This is a genomic window from Sphingosinicella terrae (assembly GCF_003347635.1).
Classification (GTDB): Bacteria; Pseudomonadota; Alphaproteobacteria; order Sphingomonadales; family Sphingomonadaceae; genus Allosphingosinicella; species Allosphingosinicella terrae.
In genome coordinates this window covers 25,909-43,387 of record NZ_QDFY01000009.1, presented here as the reverse complement: position 1 = coordinate 43,387, position 17,479 = coordinate 25,909, and the positions used below count along the sequence as shown (strand labels likewise).

Genomic DNA, 17,479 nt, shown 5'->3' with positions numbered 1-17,479 from the left:
GGGGAGAGCGGCGCATGGCCTCATCCGTATCCAGGATCGTTCGCGGACGAGGCGGGGCATGGAGAACCGCGCTCGCCGCCATGCTGCTTGCCGGCTGCGCCCACGGCGCCGAGCCGGAGGCCGGCCCACTCAACGTCTTCGGCATGCACCAGACGATCGAGCTGGCGCCCGTCCATTACACGACCGCCCGCATCTATCCCGGCGATGGCGCGGTCGTGCGCAACGGGGGCATCCCCAACCTGTTCGCGCCGCCGGGCGAGATACGAGCGCACGTGGCGACTCATGCGGAAACCCAGGCGCTCAGGAACTCGCTCGAGCATCCCAGCGTCCGCATCATCCTCACCATCGCCCGCGGTCACTACCGGATCGTTGCCCGCCGATCCGCAGGCATCGCCAGCCTCGCCGATCTCCGCGGCAAGCGGATCGCGACGATGCTGGACACCTCGGCCGGCTTCCACCTGCACAATGTCCTCGCCTCCGCGGGAATGACCGAGGCCGACGTGCAGATCCTGTCGCTGCCGCGGCCGCGCGATATCTCCCGGCACATCATCGCGGGCGAAGTCGACGCTTTGGCGATCTGGGAACCCGAGATGCAGCGCGCCATCGACGCGCTCGGCGACGACGCCATCATCTTCGCGCCGGACGTCGGCTATGACGAATTGTTCAATCTCAACACCACGGCCGAAAATCTCGCCGACCCGGCGCGGCGCGCGCAGATCGTCCGCTTCGTCGCGGGCCTGATCGAGACGTCCCGGCTGCTGGCGACGGCACCGGACGACGCGATCGCGATGGTCGTGGCGACCACCGGCTATCCCGTCGAGCTGGTCCGGACCGCCTGGCCGCATCACAGCTTTCCGGGCGAGGTCGCCGACGACCTGCTCGAAATCCTCGTCAGGGAGGAGGCGTGGCTGGCGGCACGGCAAAGCCGTCCGCCCCGCGACCGGGAGCAGCTTTCGCGGCTGATCGATACCAGCGTCGTCGAGGAAGCCCGCGCGCTCCTCGCCGGCCGGCAAGCCCATGATTGAGAACAGGCGGGGAGGCACCGACGTGAACCACGGATTGCATATTCGAACCAGCTCGCCCTGTCGGCGCCTGCGCGGCGCGGCGGCGGCCGCCAGCCTGCTCGCTCTGGCCACGGCGGCTCCGGCGCTGGCGCAGGAGGAGCCGGCGGCAGCCGCCCCCGCCGGCGAGGAGATCGAGGCCGAGGCCAGCGAACCGATCGTCGTCACCGGCTCGCGCATCCGCGGCGGCTTCCAGGAGCAGACGCCGACCACGGTGATCTCGGCGGAGCAGATCGACAATCTCGGTCAGATCAGCGTGTCGGAGGTGCTCAGCTCGATCCCCCAGAACCTGGCGGCGCAGTCCGATACCAATACCGGCCCGAGCGTCGGCAGCCGAGCCAGCTCCAATATCGGCGCGTCCTACGCCAATCTGCGTGGCCTCAACCCCTTCTTCGGGACGCGCACCCTCACCCTGGTGGATTCGCGCCGGTTCGTGCCGACATCGGACAGCGGCGCGGTCGACCTGAACCTGATCCCGTCCACCCTGATCGCACGCGTCGAGACGGTCACCGGCGGCGCCTCTGCCGCCTACGGTTCGGACGCAGTCGCCGGCGTCGTCAACATCATCCTCGACCGGCGCTTCACCGGCTTTCGGGCCCAGCTCGACTACGGCCAGACGTTCCGCGGCGAAGGATCCACCCGTCACGCGGCGGCGGCCTTCGGCACCGGCTTCGCCGGCGGCCGCGGCCATGTCGTGATCAGCGGCGAATATCAGGATGCCAGCGGCGTCGGGCCTTGCGCCGAGGTTCGCGACTGGTGCGCCGAAGGCTGGGACGTCTACACCAATGCAGGGATCCGCGTGAACGGCGTCCCTTCCGGCTACAACGTCCCCGGATCGCCGACCTACGGGCAGCCCAACTACATCCTCGGGCCCGGATCGCGCCACGCCTATAACAGCGCGACCGGCGCCATCCGGAATGTCGCCACGACGCCGGCCTCGCTTCGCAACATGCAGTTCACGGCGGACGGCCGCGCGCTGGTGCCGTTCGATCCCGGCCTCTACGTGCAGAATTCCCAGATCGGCCCTCGCCAGGGCGGAGACGGCGAGTCGACCTTCGCCGAATCGCGCCTGCGCACGCCGGTCGAGCGCTTCGCCCTCTACGGCCATCTCGGCTACGAGCTGACCGAGAGCCTCAATGCCACCCTCGAAGCCTCGTTCGGCGCGAGAGAGGCGTCGGCGATCGGCGTGAGCCTCGGGCCGGCATCGACCTACGTCTTCCGGCCGGACAACGTCTTCCTGCCGGAAGAGGTGCGCGCGGCCCTGGTCGGAAGCCCGGGCTTCACCCTCGGCAAGGATCTCGACAACGATTTCACCAACGTCAACCGCGCCCGCGTCGAGACTTTCCGCGCGGTGGCCGGGCTCGACGGCGAGCTGGGCATCGGCAACTGGACCTGGGACGCTTATTACCAATATGGCCGCAACACGCGCCACCAGTCGCTCAGCCATTCGCGCGTGAACACCTTCTTCGCCTTCGCCGCCGACGCCGTTGCCGACCCGGTGACCGGAAATCCCGTCTGCCGGGCGGTCCTGCTCGGCAATCCCGACGCGGAGGGCTGCGTGCCCATCAACCTGTTCGGAACCGGCAACCTCACGCCGGAAGGCATTGCCTATGCCTGGCGCGAGGCGATCGAGGATTTCGAATATGACCAGCATGTGGTCGCCGCCTCGGTCCAGGGCGATCTCTTCTCCGGCATCGGCGCCGGCCCGGTCGGTTTCGCCGCCGGACTGGAATATCGCGCCGATTCGGGCGACGTTACCCACGGCGACGTTCCCTATTACGAGCAGTTCGGCCTGAGCCTCGGCCTAGACTATAGCGGCGAGATCAGTGTCTTCGAGACTTTCGGCGAGCTCAACGTGCCGCTGCTCCGCGACGTGCCGGGGGCCCGGCTCCTGGAGCTGAACGGCGCCGTGCGGTACACGCGCACGCGCAGCACCGACGGCGCCACCGACGATTCCCGCACGGTCAGCGCCTGGAGCTGGAAGGCGGGCGCCGTGTACGAGCCGGTCGACTGGCTGCGCCTGCGCGGAACGCGTTCCCGCGACATCCGCGCCGCCGGTTTCCGCGAGCTTTTCCAGCTTCAGCTGGCGAGCGAGCCGGGCAGCGCGCAGGGGCGGGTCAACAATCCGTTCAACGGCAATGCGACCGATTCGACGCCGATCCGGGGCGGCGGCAATTTCGGCCTGGCTCCGGAAAAGGCCGACACGACCACCTTCGGAATCGTCCTGCGCCCGCTAGGCAGCCGTCTCAGCCTCTCGGCCGACTGGTTTGAGATCCGGATCGACGATGCCGTGACCACGCCGTCGGGCCAGCAGATCGCCGACAGTTGCTTCAATCTCGGTGCCTTCTGCGACCGGATCACCTTCAACCCGGCCGTGCCCGGCAATGGCGACATCACCTTCATCGACAGTCGCCAGCTCAATCTCGGCTCCTTCACGTCGCGCGGAATCGACCTCGAGCTCGATTACACGGTCCCGCTGCGCGAGCTGGTCCCGGCCTGGGACGGCCGCGTCAATCTGCGGGTCGTCGGCACCCATCTCTACGACCTGCTCATCCAGGGCGCGCCGGGAGCCTCGGTCATCGACTTCGCCGGGCAGAGCGGCCCCAACGCGCCGCTCGGCGACTTCAACTCGACGCCCAAATGGATGTTCAACTCGACCCTGACGCTGGAGGTCGGCCGCTTCACCGGCGTGGTGCAGGCGCGTTACGTCGGCAGCGGCGCCTTGAGCCGGACTCTGATCGGACCCGACGATCCCGATTACGATCCGACCCTGATCAACTCGATCAACCACAATCGCGTGCCGTCCCGGACCTATTTCACGCTCGCGCTGACCTACCGGCTGCCGGTCGGATCGAGCGAGGACCAGTTCGAGATATTCGGCCTCGTCGAGAATCTGTTCGACACCGATCCGCCGATCGCCCCCGGCACGACCGGGAGCGTCGTCCAGTCGAGCTATCCGACCAATCCGGCCTTGTTCGATACGCTCGGGGCACGTTTCCGCACGGGCGTTCGGGCGCGCTTCTAGAATGGGAGGATCGATGCGCCTCACGCGCCGGGGCACCCTCGCCGGGCTGGCCGGCGCGCTGGCGGCGGCCGGCACCTCCCGGTCCGCCGCGGCCTCCACGGCTTGTACAGCTCCAGGCGCCGCCCCCCCGGGAGAGCGCCTGCTGCCGGCCCAGACGGAGTGGGCGCCGCCGCCGCCGCTGCCGCCGCTCCGGGAAGGGCTGGCCGAGCTTCCCGGGACCCGCCTGTGGTTCCAGGATAGCGGCGGCAGCGGCGAGGCGGTGGTGCTGCTCCACGCCTGGACGGGAAGCCATGCCTCCTGGGCGTATCAGCAAAGTCCGCTCGCGGCCGCCGGCTATCGCGTGATCAGCTATTCGATGCGCGGCCACCGGCAATCCGGCCCGATCGATCCCGCCGATCCCGGGACGGCGACGGCCGACCTGGAAGCCCTGCTCGACCATCTCGGCATCCGACGCGCCCATCTGGTCGGGACGGCGGGCGGAGCGCTTCCGGCCCTCGATTTCGGGCTGGCCTTTCCGGAGCGGACGGCCAGCCTCGTCCTCGCCTCGAGTATCCTGGGGATCAGCGACCCCGAATTCGTCGAGATCGGGCGACGGATGTTTCCGCGCGGCGTCTACGCCATCTCCCATGCCTTCAGCGAGCTCGGGCCATCCTATCGCGCCGGCAATCCCGAAGGGGTCGCGGCCTGGGAGGCGCTCGATGCGGTCGCCTGGCAGGGCGGTACGGTCCGGCAAGGCACGGCCGCGCCGATCACCTTCGCCCGGATGAATGCGGGCACGGCGCCGATCCTGCTGATCACCGGCGATGCCGACCTGATGATGCCGCCCTCGCGCCTGCGTGACGTCGCCCGGCGGGTGCCGCGGTGCGAGCTCGTCATCGTCGCGGAAGCGGGCCACTCGCTCCATTGGGAGCAGCCGGACGCGTTCAATGCCGCCGTCCTCGATTTCATCGGACGGCATCGCGGCGGTGCCGCCGCCGACTGAAGCTAGAGTCCGGACTTCTTCCTGAGGCGGAAGCGGTGCAGCAGCGGCTCGGTATAGCCGTTGGGCTGGTCCAGCGCCTCGAAGACGAGGGCCCGGGCGGCCTCGAAGGCGAGGCTGCGCCCGTCCGCCCCGAGCAGCCGTACATAGCCGTCTTCGCCCGCATTCTGGGCGTCGACCTTGGCGGCCATGCGGTCGAACGCCTCGTCCACCATCTCGGCGGTGACGATTCCTTGGAGCAGCCAGTTGGCGACGTGCTGCGACGAGATGCGGAGCGTCGCCCGGTCTTCCATCAGGCCGATGTCGCGGATGTCGGGCACTTTCGAGCAGCCGACGCCGCGATCGATCCAGCGGACGACATAGCCCAATATCCCCTGGACGTTGTTCTCGAGCTCCTCCGCCAGCTCCTGCGGAGCCCAGTCGCGCCCGGCGGCGAGCGGGATCTCGAGAAGCGCCTCGAGCGGTTCGGCCGGCGCGCCGGCGCGCGGCCCGTGAAGCGCGAACACGTCGACATCGTGATAATGGGTGGCGTGCAAGGTGGCGGCGGTCGGCGACGGCACCCAGGCGGTGGTCGCGCCGGATCGCGGATGCGCTCCCTTCTGGAGGAGCATGTCCGCCATCAGGTCGGGCGCCGCCCACATGCCCTTGCCGATCTGCCCCTTGCCGGAGAGTCCGCAGGCGAGACCGATCGCGACGTTGCGATCCTCATAGGCGCGGATCCAGGACGACCCTTTCATGCCGTCCTTGCGCACCATCGGGCCGGCATGGATGGAGGTGTGGATCTCGTCGCCGGTGCGGTCGAGGAAGCCGGTGTTGATGAACACGATCCGGTCCTTCACCGCCGCGATGCAGGCGGCGAGATTGGCCGACGTCCGGCGCTCCTCGTCCATGATCCCGAGCTTGACCCGATTGCGCGCGAGACCGAGCAGATCCTCGACGGCGGCGAACAGCCGGTCGGTGAACGCCGCCTCGGCGGGGCCGTGAAGCTTCGGCTTCACGATGTAGATCGAGCCCGCGCGGCTGTTGCGGAAGCGGCCAATCCCCTTCAGGTCGTGGAGCCCGATCAGGCTGGTGACGATCGCGTCCAATATCCCCTCGGGCGCGTCGGAGCCGTCCGGGAGGCGCACCGCCGGCGTCACCATGTGCATTCCGACATTGCGGACGAACAGCAGGCTCCGCCCGGGGAGCGTGAAGGCGGTGCCGTCCGGCCGGGCGAAATGGCGGTCGTCGGCCAACCCGCGGGCAAAGGTCCTTCCGTTCTTCTCGAAGCGCGCCTCGAGATCGCCTCTCATCAGCCCGAGCCAATTGGCGTAGCCGGCAATCTTGTCGTCGGCGTCAACGGCGGCGACCGAATCCTCGAGGTCGCAGATGGTGGTGACGGCGGATTCGAGCACCATGTCGGCGATGCCGGCAGGGTCTTCGCGCCCGATCGGATGACGGCGATCGACCACGATTTCGATATGCAGGCCATGATGGCGAAGCAGCAGGTTCTCGCCGGCGCGGCCGACCAGCTGGGCCGGGTCGGCGAGCGGCAGGTCGCCCCCGGTCCAGCCCGTCCAGCTGCCGTCGCGAAGCGGCGCCGCCCGATCCAGGAAGGCCTTGGCCCAGGCGATGACGCGTGCGCCGCGCTCGGGATCGTAGCCGCCGCCCCTCGGGCCGGGCAGTGCGTCGGTCCCGTAGAGCGCATCGTAGAGGCTTCCCCACCGCGCATTGGCGGCGTTGAGGAGGAACCTGGCATTCAGCATGGGAACGACGAGCTGGGGCGCCGCGATACGCGCGACCTCCTCGTCGACCTCCAGTCCCGCGACCTGAAACGAGGCAGGCTCGGGAAGCAGATAACCGATCTCGCGCAGGAAGGCGTGATAGGCCGCCGGATCGCGCGGCCGGCCGGGGCCGGCCTTGTGCCAGGCGTCCAGCTTGGCCTGGATCGAATCCCGTGCCTCCAGGAGACGGCGATTCTCAGGCGCAAAGCGCTCGAAGATCCCGGCCATGCCCTGCCAGAAAAGGTCCGGCTCGATCCCGGTCCCTGGCAGTGCCCGCTTTTCGATGAATTCTGCCAGTGGAGCGGCGACGCCGGTCCCCGCTTTGTCGATCATGCGTTCGTTCTGGGTCATGCCGGTTTCCATAGAATGGCGCCGCTTTGTCCGGTAGATAAAGAAAATCAAATAGTCCTTTTCCTCAGGGGCAAAGATGGATCCCGACCTTTCCCTCTTCGACGAGGTGGTCCGTGCCGGCAGCCTCAGCGCCGCCGCCCGCCGCCGCGGGACCTCGCCGGCCATGGTCTCCAAGCGGCTCGCCCGGCTGGAATCCCGCCTCGGCGTGCGCCTGATCCACCGCACCACCCGGCGGATGGAATTGACCGCGCGCGGCGAGGCCTTTCATCGCGACGTCGAAGCGATCCTCGAAGCGATTCGCGCCGCCGAGGAAAAGGTGCGCGACGCGGATGCCGAGCCCTCAGGGGTTCTGAGGGTCAGCGCGCCGACCTCGTTCGGCCGCCTCCATATCGCTCCGGCCCTCGGCGGCTTCCTGGAGGCGCATCCCCGCGTCGCCCTGGAGCTCGACCTCTCCGACGCGTTCGAGGATCTGGTCGGCGCCCGGATCGACGTGGCGATCCGGATCACGGCGTCGATCGGGGCGGATGCCCGGTCCGAGCGCCTGGCCGACAGTCCGCGCGTGCTCTGCGCCGCGCCCGCCTATCTGGCCCGGCACGGCGAACCCGCCTCGCTCGACGACCTTCGCAACCACAGCCTGCTCGCCGCCACGGGCCAGCTTCCCTGGCTGTTGAGCGGACCCGATGGCGACATCGAGGTCGACGGCGAAAGCCGGGTCCGCACCAATTCGAGCGAGGTCGTCCGCGAGCTGACCCTTTCGGGCCTCGGAGTCTCGCTGCGCTCGCTTTGGGACGTCGGCGAGGATCTCGCGGCAAGGCGGCTCGTGCGCGTGCTGCCCTGGCTGGAGGGATCCGCCAATGTCGGCATCTACGCCGTTGCGTCGGCGGCACCGGCCGGGGCGGCGGCGCGCGCCTTCATCGCGCATCTGCGCCAAACATGGTCGGAAAGACCGTCGTGGAGCGGCGCCATCCCAATCGGTGGGCTGGACTGAAGCTGCGCACCAGCGCCGCCCGAACGGCGCGATCAGCGCCGTCCCGCCGCCGGGGCCTTCTCGCCGGCCCGAACGCGGTCGCGGGCCTGACGCTCCATCGCATTCAGTTCTTCCAGGGTCTCATCGAGCGCCCGGCGCTGGGCTTCCAGCGTCTCGATCCGCGCCCGGCAGCGTTCGGCGAGGACGCGCATCTGCTCGAGATGCTGGGGATCGGCATCGTAGAGATCGAGGAACTCCTGGATCTCGCGCAGCGAGAAGCCGAGCCGCTTGCCGCGCAGGATGAGCTGCATCCGGCCGATCTCGCGCTTCGTGTAGATGCGCGCCGTGCCGACGCGGTGCGGCTCGATCAGCCCCCGATCCTCGTAGAAGCGCAACGTGCGCGGCGTGATGCCGAGGAGGTCCGCGACCTCCTGTATCCCGCACAGCTTCATCTCCGCGTCGCTCAAACGGCGTCCTCCGGCGGTTGGGCGAGGGCCGCCTTGGCCTTCTCCTCCGCGACCAGCTCCTTCTTCGAGAGCTTGCCGATCAGCGTCTTGGGAAGGCTGTCCCTTATCTCCACCTCGCGCGGCAGCTCGATCTTGCTGACCTTGTCGCGCAGGAAGTCGCGCAGCGCCTCCGGCGTGGCCGCCTCGCCGGCGACGAGGGTGACGAAGGCCTTGGGTGCCTGGCCGCGATAGGGATCGTCGACGCCGATCACCACCGCCTCGGCGACCGCGGGATGCTCGTAGAGCGCCTCCTCGATCACCCGAGGATAGACGTTGTAGCCGCCGGCGATGATCACGTCCTTGATGCGGTCGACGATGAACAGATAGCCCTCCTCGTCGAGATAGCCGACGTCGCCGGTGCGCAGCGCCCCGTCGACGAAGACGGCGGCGGTCGCCTCCGGCCGGTTCCAATAGCCCTTCATCACCTGGGGCCCGCGGGCGCAGATCTCGCCCGGCTCTCCGATCGCCGTCAGCCGGCTCGAATCGTCGCGATCGCGTATCTCGATGGTCGTGCCCGGATAAGGCGGGCCGGCCGAGCCCGCCTTGCTGATGCCGTCGATCGGATTGCAGGTGATGATCGGCGACGCCTCGGAAAGACCATAGCCCTCGACGAGCCTGGCCCCGGTCGTGCGCTCGAAGGCGAGCCGCACCTCGGCGGGGAGCGCCGCGCCCCCGGAAATGCAGGCGCGCATGTCCGAAAAGTCGATCTTCCGCTGGGCGGCGATGCCGGCGATCGTGGCGAAGATCGTCGGCACGGCCGGAAAGTAGGTCGGCCGGGTGCGCGCGATCGTCTTCAGCACCTGCTCGAGGTTGAAGCGCGGCAGCAGCACCATTTCGGCGCCGGTGCGGATCGCGAAGCTGAACACCGTGGTCAGGGCGAAGACGTGGAAGAGCGGCAGGACGCCCAGGACCCGGTCCGGCTCCGCCCGCTCGCCGCCCGAGAAGGCCAAGGTGGCATCGGCATTGGCAACGAGATTGGCATGGCTCAGCATCGCCGCCTTGGGCTCGCCGGTGGTCCCGCCGGTATATTGGAGGACGGCGGTCGCGTCCGGCGTCACGTCCACCGGCCGAAAGGCGGAGCCCCGATCGACCAGCTCGGCGAAGCTCAGATGGTGGGGATCGTCGGGAAGCGCGGCGATGTCGCGGCGCTTGAAGAGCTTGTATCCGAACGCCTTGAGCGGCGAGAGCGCCTCGGCGATCGGGCAGGTGACGACGTGACGCAGTCCCAGCCGCGCCGCCGCCGAGGCCACGCGACCGTGGATCTCGGGCAGGTCGCAGGTCGCGATGATCTCGGCGCCCGAATCCTCGAGAAGATGCGCTAGCTCGCGCTCGACATAGAGCGGATTGACGTTGACGACGATGCCGCCGGCCTTGAGCGTCGCCAGGAACAGCACCGGATAATGGGTGACATTGGGAAGGCACAAGGCCACGCGAGAGCCGGGCACGACGCCGATCGCCTGCAGGCCGGCCGCGGCCTTTTCGACCAGCGCGGAAAGCTCGTCGTAGCGGGTGCGTCGGCCCATGAAATCCACCGCAGGCCGGCCCCCGTGCCGCCGCACCGTCTCGTCGAACATGTCGGTGACCAGCCGCGGGGTGAAATCGAAAGCCATGCCGCTGGCCATCGCCGGATTCATCGACCGTCTCTCCGTCCCGTCTCGCAACGCACCGGTTGCCCCCGGGGCATTGTGCTCCTATACAGCTTACGTATACGTCAGCTAACCTACCTATAGGACATTAGCAAGCGCAGGTCCCTGAAACGAGAGGGTTTCGATGAGCAATGCGGTCGTCGTGGGCTATGCCCGTTCGCCTTTCCATCTTGCCGGCAAGGGAGAGCTCGCCCGGGTTCGCCCCGACGAGCTCGCCGCGCAGGTGATCCGGGGATTGCTGGAGAAGACCAAGGTCGATCCGGCCGCCATCGAGGACATCATCCTCGGCTGCGCCTTCCCGGAGGGGGAGCAGGGCCTCAATGCCGGGCGCCTGGTCGGGCTGCTCGCCGATCTGCCGCTGTCGGTGGGCGGCATGACCGTCAACCGCTTCTGCGGATCGTCGATGAGTGCGGTCCATATCGCCGCCGGTCAGATCGCGATCGGTGCCGGCGAGGCCTTCATCTGCGCCGGGCTGGAATCGATGAGCCGCGTGCCGATGGGCGGCTTCAACCCGATGCCCAATCCGGAGCTCGCCGGAAGGTCCGCCGCTTATATGGGCATGGGCGAGACGGCGGAGAATGTCGCCCGCAAGTATCAGATCACCCGCGCCGACCAGGAGGCCTTCGCCGTCGGCAGCCAGAAGAAGGCCGCCGCCGCCCGCGCCGGCGGCAAGCTCGCGGACGAGATCGTCCCGATCCGCACCAAGGCGGGCCTGGTCGCCGAAGACGGCACGATCCGCCCGGAGACGAGCGCCGAGGTTCTTGCCGGCCTGAAGCCCGCCTTCAGCGAGGACGGCACCGTCACCGCCGGCACCTCCTCGCCGCTCACCGACGGCGCCAGCGCGGTGCTGGTGACCTCCGAGGAATTCGCGAGGCGCAACGGCCTCAAGATACTCGCGCGGATCAAGTCCGTGGCCATCTCCGGCTGCGAGCCCGAAACGATGGGGCTCGGGCCGATCGGCGCCTCGACCAGGGCGCTGGAGCGGGCCGGCATCGCCGCCTCCGACCTCGACATCGTCGAAATCAACGAGGCGTTCGCCAGCCAGGCGATCGCCTGCATCCGCGACCTCGGCCTCAGGGAAGAGACGATCAACGTCGACGGCGGCGCGATCGCGATCGGACATCCGCTCGGCGCCACCGGCGCGCGCATCGTCGGTAAGGCCGCGGCCCTGCTCGAGCGCGAGGGCGGCCGCTATGCGCTGGCCACCCAGTGCATCGGCGGCGGCCAGGGCATCGCCACGGTGCTGGAGCGCCCATAAGATGGCCGACCCGATCCGGAAGGTCTGCGTGATCGGCGCCGGCGTGATGGGCGCCGGCATCGCCGCCCAGATCGCCAATGCCGGCGTGCCCGTGCTGCTGCTCGACATCGTCCCCAAGGACGGGGCGGACCGCGATGCCGTCGCCAAGGGCGCGGTCGCGAAGATGCTGAAGACCGAGCCGGCGCCGTTCATGTCGCGATCCACGGCGAAGCTGGTCGAGACCGGTAATATCGACGACCATCTCGCCCGCGTCGCCGAGTGCGACTGGATCGTCGAGGCGATCGTCGAGCGGCTCGATATCAAGCAGGCGCTCTATGCGAAGCTCGAGACGCTGAAGCGGCCGGGGACGGCCGTATCGTCCAACACCTCGACCATCCCGCTCGGCCATCTGGTCGAGGGGCGTTCGGAGCCGTTCCGGCGCGACTTCCTCATCACCCACTTCTTCAATCCGCCGCGCTACATGCGGCTCATCGAGATCGTCCGCGGCCCCGACACCGAGGATGCGGTGGCCGGACGGGTCGAGGATTTCGTCGACCGGATGATGGGCAAGCGCATCGTCCGCGCCAAGGACACGCCCGGCTTCATCGCCAACCGCATCGGCACCTACTGGCTGGCGGTCGCGATCAACGCCGCGATGGACCAGGGGCTGACCGTCGAGGAGGCCGATCAGGTCGGCGGCAGGCCGATGGGCGTGCCCAGGACCGGCATCTTCGGCCTGGTCGACCTGGTCGGCGTCGATCTGATGCCTCTGCTGTCGAAGAGCCTTTCCGCCACCCTCCCGGCGGGCGACCCCTATTTCGCCACCGTGCGGCCGATGCCGCTCGTCGACAGGATGATCGCGGAAGGCTTTACCGGGCGGAAGGGCAAAGGCGGCTTCTACCGTCTCGACAAGCAGCCGGACGGCGCCCGCCGCAAGCTCGCGCTCGACCTTGGCACCGGCGAATACCGGCCCGAGCGCAAGCCCGAGAAGCTCCCCGGCAACGCCGAGAAGGATCTTTCCGCGCTCGTCGCCTTGCCCGGCAAGGCCGGTACCTATGCCTGGACGATCCTCGGCAACGTCCTTTCCTACGCGGCGATGCTGGTGGGCGAGGCGGCGGACGACATCGTCGCGATCGATGATGCGATGAAGCTGGGCTATAATTGGAAGTTCGGGCCGTTCGAGCTGGTCGACCGGCTCGGCCCCGGCCGGCTCGCGGCGCGCCTGCGCGACGAAGGCCGCGACGTGCCGGCGATCCTCGAGACCGCGGGCGATCGGCCCTTCTACCGGGTCGAGGGCGGCAAGCGGCAGTTCCTCGGCGCCGACGGCGTCTATCGCGACATCGTCCGGCCCGAAGGCGTGCTGCTGCTCGAGGACGTGAAGCTCGCCGGCGCGCCGCTCCTGAAGAACGGCTCGGCGGCGCTCTGGGACGTCGGCGACGGAATCGCCTGTCTCGAATTCACCGCGAAGATGAACGCGCTGGACGAGGAGGTGATGAAGCTCGTCCAGAAGGCCATCCCGCTGGTCAAGGCGCAGTTCAAGGCGCTGGTCATCTACAATGAGGGATCGAACTTCTCCGCCGGCGCCAATCTCGGCCTGGCGATGTTCGCGGTGAACATCGCCGCCTGGAGCGAGATCGAGCGGCTGGTCTCGGCCGGCCAGCAGGCGCTGAAGGCGCTCAAATATGCGCCCTTCCCCGTGGTCGGCGCGCCGGCAGGAATGGCGCTGGGCGGCGGCTGCGAATTCCTGCTCCACTCCGACGCGGTCCAGGCCCATGCCGAAAGCTATATCGGCCTGGTCGAATGCGGCGTCGGCCTGGTCCCCGGCTGGGGCGGCAATGGCGAGTTGCTCGATCGCTGCGCCAAGGCGCCGGGCGCCCCCAGGGGACCGATGCCGGCGGTGGCCCGGGCATTCGAGACGATCTCGACGGCCAAGGTGTCCCGATCCGCCGCCGAGGCGAAGGAGCTGCTGTTCCTGCGGCCCGGCGACGCGATCACGATGAACCGCGACCGGCTGCTCGCCGACGCCAAGGCCAGGGCGCTGTCGCTCGTCGACGATTATGCGCCGCCGGACAAGCCCGTCTTCCGCCTCCCCGGCGCCGCCGGGCGGACGGCGATCGCGGGCGTCGTCCACGACTTCCGCGCCAAGGGCGTCGCCACGCCCTATGACGAGGTCGTCGCAGGCCGTCTCGCCGAGGTGCTGACCGGCGGCGACGCCGATCCGGTCGACATCGTCGCGGAAGACGATCTTCTCAAGCTCGAGCGCCAGGCCTTCATGGCCAGCGTCCGTGACAGCCGCACCGTGGCCCGGGTCGAGCACATGCTCGAGACCGGCAAGCCGCTTCGCAACTGATCGAAGGCAAGGCGATGCAAGTCTACAACGCCCCTCTGCGCGACATGCGCTTCGTCCTCCACGAGCTGTTCGACGAGCGCGACTATGGCGGGATCCACGCCTTTTCCGAGCTCACGCCCGATCTGCTCGACGCCGTGCTGGAGGAAGCCGCCCGCTTCGCGCAGGAGGTGCTGCTCCCGCTGAACGCCAGCGGCGACGAGGAAGGGTGTCGGCTCGACAATGGCGTCGTCCGCACGCCCGCGGGTTTCAAGCAGGCCTATGACCGATTCCGCGAAGGCGGCTGGACCGCCCTCGCCTCCGATCCCGAATATGGCGGGCAGGGCCTGCCCGAACGGCTGAACAAGCTGGTCGAGGAGATGATCTGCTCGGCCAACCTGTCGTTCAGCCTCTATCCCGGCCTCACCCATGGGGCGACGACCGCGATCGAGGGCCATGCCCCGGACGCGATCAAGCGCGCCTATCTGCCGAAGATGGTGAGCGGCCTTTGGTCGGGGACGATGTGCCTCACCGAGGCGCATTGCGGGACCGACCTCGGCCTGTTGCGCACCAAGGCGGTCCCACAGCCGGACGGCAGCTACCGGATCAGCGGGTCGAAGATCTTCATCTCGTCCGGCGACCACGACCTCACCGAGAACGTGATCCACCTCGTCCTCGCCCGCCTTCCCGACGCGCCCGAGGGCGTTAAGGGAATCAGCCTGTTCCTCGTTCCCAAATTCCTGCCGAAGGAGGACGGCTCGCCGGGGCCGCGCAACGGGGTCGCCGTCGCGGGGCTCGAGCACAAGATGGGGCTCAAGGCCTCGGCCACCTGCCAGCTCGCCTTCGACGACGCGGCCGGCTGGCTGGTCGGCGAGCCCAACAAGGGCCTGGCGGCGATGTTCACGATGATGAACACCGAGCGGGTCTCGGTCGGCATTCAGGGCCTCGGCGTCGGCGAGACCGCCTATCAGTCGGCCGTCGCTTATGCCCGGGAGCGGCTCCAGGGGCGCGCGCTTGGCGGCGCGGCTTTCCCCGACAGGCCTGCGGATCCGATCATCGTCCATCCCGACGTGCGCAGGATGCTGATGACGATGCGCGTCCACGCCGAGGGCTGCCGCGCGCTCGGCCAATGGGTGTCGCGCGCGCTCGATGCGGAGAAGCACAGCGCCGATCCGGAAATGCGCGCCCAGGCCACCGACTTCATCGCCTTGATGACTCCGGTCGTGAAGGCGCTGTTCACCGACCTCGCCTCCGAGGCGGCGAACCTGGCGGTGCAGACCTATGGCGGCCACGGCTATATCCGCGAGCATGGGGTCGAGCAGCTCGTCCGCGACGCCCGCATCACCCAGCTGTACGAAGGTACCAATGGCGTCCAGGCGCTCGACCTGGTCGGACGGAAGATGGCGGCCCATACCGGGCGGGCGCTGCGCCCCTTCTTCCACGCCGTCTCGGGCCTGTGCGAGGAAATGGCGGGGACGAAGGACGACGTCCTGTCCGGCCTCGCCGGCGGCCTCTACCAGGCATTCGCCGCGCTCCAGCTGACCACCGCAACCATCGTCCGCCGCGGCCTCAGGGATCCGGAGGAAGCCGGCGCGGCGGCGAGCGACTATCTGCGGATGCTCGGCCTGGTCGGGATCGGCTTCACCTTCCTCAAGGCCGCTCGGATCGCGCGGGCGCGGATCGAGGAAGGGCATGCCGACCGCGCCTTCTACGAGGCCAAGCTCGCCTCGGCCGCCTTCTTCTTCGACCGGATCCTGCCCCAGGTGAATGCCCTCTTCCTGGCGATCAAGGCCGGCAAGAGGTCTACCATGGCGCTCCCGGCCGAGGCCTTCTGAGGCGGGGCCGGCGCTTCAAACTTGGGCGCCGCCCCCTGCGAAGCGGAGTGAGAAACCCCCATTTCGTGAAGCGTAGCGCGAGGCGCATGCACCGGTGCTCTCGCCCGGTGGCCGGCTGACGTTCTGAAGCCGCGAAGATAGCGGCGGCCGGCGAACCGCCGCCATTCGTTCAGCCGCTGACGCGATACTCGACCCAGAGCTGGTGATCGGGATCGGCCACCCGGTCGAGAAACTCCCGTCCGGGCTTGAGGTCACGATCCTCGCCATGGTCGAGGTCGCGGCCGGCCGCGCAGTCGCCGCGCAGGATGCGCCCGCTTGTGCGCACCAGCAGCTCCGACTTGAGGTCCGGGAACGGCATCTTCCAGCCATGGCCCGGCTGCTTCTTCGCGACCGCCTCGACCACCGGGATCATCGCCGTCAGCCGCGGATCGCGCATCATCCGCAGGCCCTTCTCGTCGAGGGTCGCATTGTGGCTGCCATGATGCCCCACCTTGTAGAGGATGGTGCGGCCGAGCAGCGCCTCGGCGGTGACCTCGCCGCCGGCGGCGGCATAGGTCTGGTCGTGCCAGGACAGCCAGTTTCCGACCTGGGCGTCGGCGGCAAAGAGCAATACCTCGCCGCCGGGCAGCTCGAACGCCAGGACGAGGCTGGTATTGTTGGTGTCGCTGTCCAGCTTCAGCGCAAGCGCTCCGGCGGCCTGCATCCAGTCATTGTCGATCCGCCGCTGGCCCTGATCGAGGCTGCAGAACAGGTCCTTGCGGCAATCATGGTCCTTCGGCCGGTTCGCCTCGTAGCGGCAGCCGGGCCGTGGATCGAAATAGTGGCGCTGGAGCCAGCCGAAGACGTCGGGAGCCTCGCTGGCGCGGTCGCCGCGTGCCGCGTTGCAGCGCTCGACCTCGCGACGCGTCAGCCGGCGGTGCCGCGGCGCGAATGGCGAGAAGGCGGAGAGATCGGCCTCGTTGCCCTTTTCCGCCAAGGCGAGGATCGGCCCCTCGCACACGTCCGGCTCGTCGAGATAGGTCTCCTTGCGGTCACCCGCACTCGGGCTGTCCTTGAACAGCCGATCCTTGCTTCGCGGCGGCCCGAGCACGAAAGTCCGGATGGCGACCTCGCCCGGCGTCTCCACGACTTGTCCGGGCCGGAGATAATCGGTCGCGGATGCGACCTCCTGCAACTTCGCCATGATCGCCCGTCCGGTCAGCTTCGAGCCGAAGCCGAGGGCGCCGGCTTCGTCCAGCGGTCCGACGAAGGCCTCGAGCCCGGTGGCGGCCTCGGCGGGCGCCGCGGCAAAGGCATTGACCGCGCCGGCGGCGGCAAGTCCCATCATCGCCACCGCCTTCTTGCGCCGGTCGAACCGGCCCCTGAGCTCCGCCGCCAGATCGTCCTCGGGATCCTCGGTCCAGGCCATCCAGAGCCGCCCGATCTCGAGCAGGGGCTGGCCGCCATCCTCGCCGATAAAGATTTCGGCGGCCTGGCCGAAGCCTGAGATATGGTCCCAATGCTCGTGGGTGACGACGAGCAGATCGAGGTGGCCGGCCCGCCCTTCGGCGACGTCGCCGCCGCATTGGGCGACGATATCGGCGGCGATCTCCTGCATGCGTCCCTTGGCGCCGGCAACGCCCTGGATGATCCCGCAGTCGATGAGGACGCGGCTGGTACGCTCACCCCGCGTGAAGCGAAGCAGGAAGCAGTCGCCGAGGATGCCCTTGTACATACGCACGGTGACGGCGACGGCGTCGCTGCCGTCCGCCCGCGCCGCGGCCCTGGTGCTGCGCGCCATCCC

The 17,479-nt window shown here is 68.8% G+C and carries 11 protein-coding genes; 7 read left to right on the top strand and 4 right to left on the bottom strand.

Going from position 1 to position 17,479, the window contains the following annotated elements; all coding sequences use genetic code 11:
- Positions 1–14: 14 nt before the first annotated feature.
- The 3 genes from DDE10_RS16560 to DDE10_RS16550 are packed head-to-tail and all read left to right on the top strand — an operon-like array spanning position 15 to position 5,068.
- Positions 15–1,025, top strand: coding sequence for an ABC transporter substrate-binding protein (locus DDE10_RS16560; RefSeq protein WP_114953902.1), 1,011 nt, complete (start codon positions 15–17; stop codon positions 1,023–1,025).
- Between the two features lie 22 nt (positions 1,026–1,047).
- The gene (locus DDE10_RS16555; RefSeq protein WP_162806680.1) at positions 1,048–4,086 is read left to right on the top strand and encodes a TonB-dependent receptor domain-containing protein; all 3,039 of its coding nucleotides are present in this window, start codon (positions 1,048–1,050) and stop codon (positions 4,084–4,086) included.
- A gap of 13 nt (positions 4,087–4,099) precedes the next feature.
- Positions 4,100–5,068, top strand: a complete 969-nt coding sequence (locus tag DDE10_RS16550) for an alpha/beta fold hydrolase (RefSeq protein ID WP_162806679.1) — start codon at positions 4,100–4,102, stop codon at positions 5,066–5,068.
- A 2-nt stretch (positions 5,069–5,070) separates the two neighbouring features.
- On the opposite strand, the gene DDE10_RS16545 is transcribed toward DDE10_RS16550, so the two are convergent.
- On the bottom strand, positions 5,071–7,179 hold the full coding sequence (locus DDE10_RS16545; protein WP_284734719.1) for a malate synthase G: 2,109 nt from the start codon (positions 7,177–7,179) through the stop codon (positions 5,071–5,073).
- 76 nt (positions 7,180–7,255) lie between these two features.
- On the opposite strand from DDE10_RS16545, the gene DDE10_RS16540 reads away from it, so the two are divergent.
- Positions 7,256–8,167 carry a LysR family transcriptional regulator gene (locus DDE10_RS16540; protein ID WP_114953899.1) on the top strand — a complete coding sequence of 304 codons (912 nt, stop codon included), beginning with the start codon at positions 7,256–7,258 and terminating at the stop codon, positions 8,165–8,167.
- A gap of 32 nt (positions 8,168–8,199) precedes the next feature.
- Here the strand turns inward: DDE10_RS16540 and DDE10_RS16535 are convergent, their stop codons facing one another.
- Positions 8,200–8,613, bottom strand: coding sequence for a MerR family transcriptional regulator (locus DDE10_RS16535; protein WP_284734718.1), 414 nt, complete (start codon positions 8,611–8,613; stop codon positions 8,200–8,202).
- On the bottom strand, positions 8,610–10,286 hold the full coding sequence (locus tag DDE10_RS16530) for a long-chain-fatty-acid--CoA ligase (protein ID WP_284734717.1): 1,677 nt from the start codon (positions 10,284–10,286) through the stop codon (positions 8,610–8,612). Before DDE10_RS16530 ends, DDE10_RS16535 begins: the two co-directional genes overlap by 4 nt.
- A gap of 136 nt (positions 10,287–10,422) precedes the next feature.
- Between DDE10_RS16530 and DDE10_RS16525 the strand changes: the two genes are divergently transcribed.
- From DDE10_RS16525 to DDE10_RS16515, 3 genes are read left to right on the top strand one after another with little or no spacing between them, the layout of a single operon-like run.
- Complete coding sequence (locus tag DDE10_RS16525) at positions 10,423–11,556, top strand: thiolase family protein (protein ID WP_114953898.1); 1,134 nt, start codon at positions 10,423–10,425, stop codon at positions 11,554–11,556.
- Between the two features lies 1 nt (position 11,557).
- A complete protein-coding gene (locus DDE10_RS16520; RefSeq protein WP_114953897.1) occupies positions 11,558–13,885 on the top strand; it encodes a 3-hydroxyacyl-CoA dehydrogenase/enoyl-CoA hydratase family protein in 2,328 nt (775 codons plus the stop codon).
- A gap of 14 nt (positions 13,886–13,899) precedes the next feature.
- Positions 13,900–15,696: an acyl-CoA dehydrogenase C-terminal domain-containing protein gene (locus DDE10_RS16515; protein WP_114953896.1), complete on the top strand. Its 1,797-nt coding sequence runs from the start codon at positions 13,900–13,902 to the stop codon at positions 15,694–15,696.
- A gap of 169 nt (positions 15,697–15,865) precedes the next feature.
- Here the strand turns inward: DDE10_RS16515 and DDE10_RS16510 are convergent, their stop codons facing one another.
- Entirely contained in the window at positions 15,866–17,476 is a 1,611-nt protein-coding gene (locus DDE10_RS16510; RefSeq protein ID WP_114953895.1) for a ComEC/Rec2 family competence protein, read from the bottom strand.
- Positions 17,477–17,479: the final 3 nt, after the last annotated feature.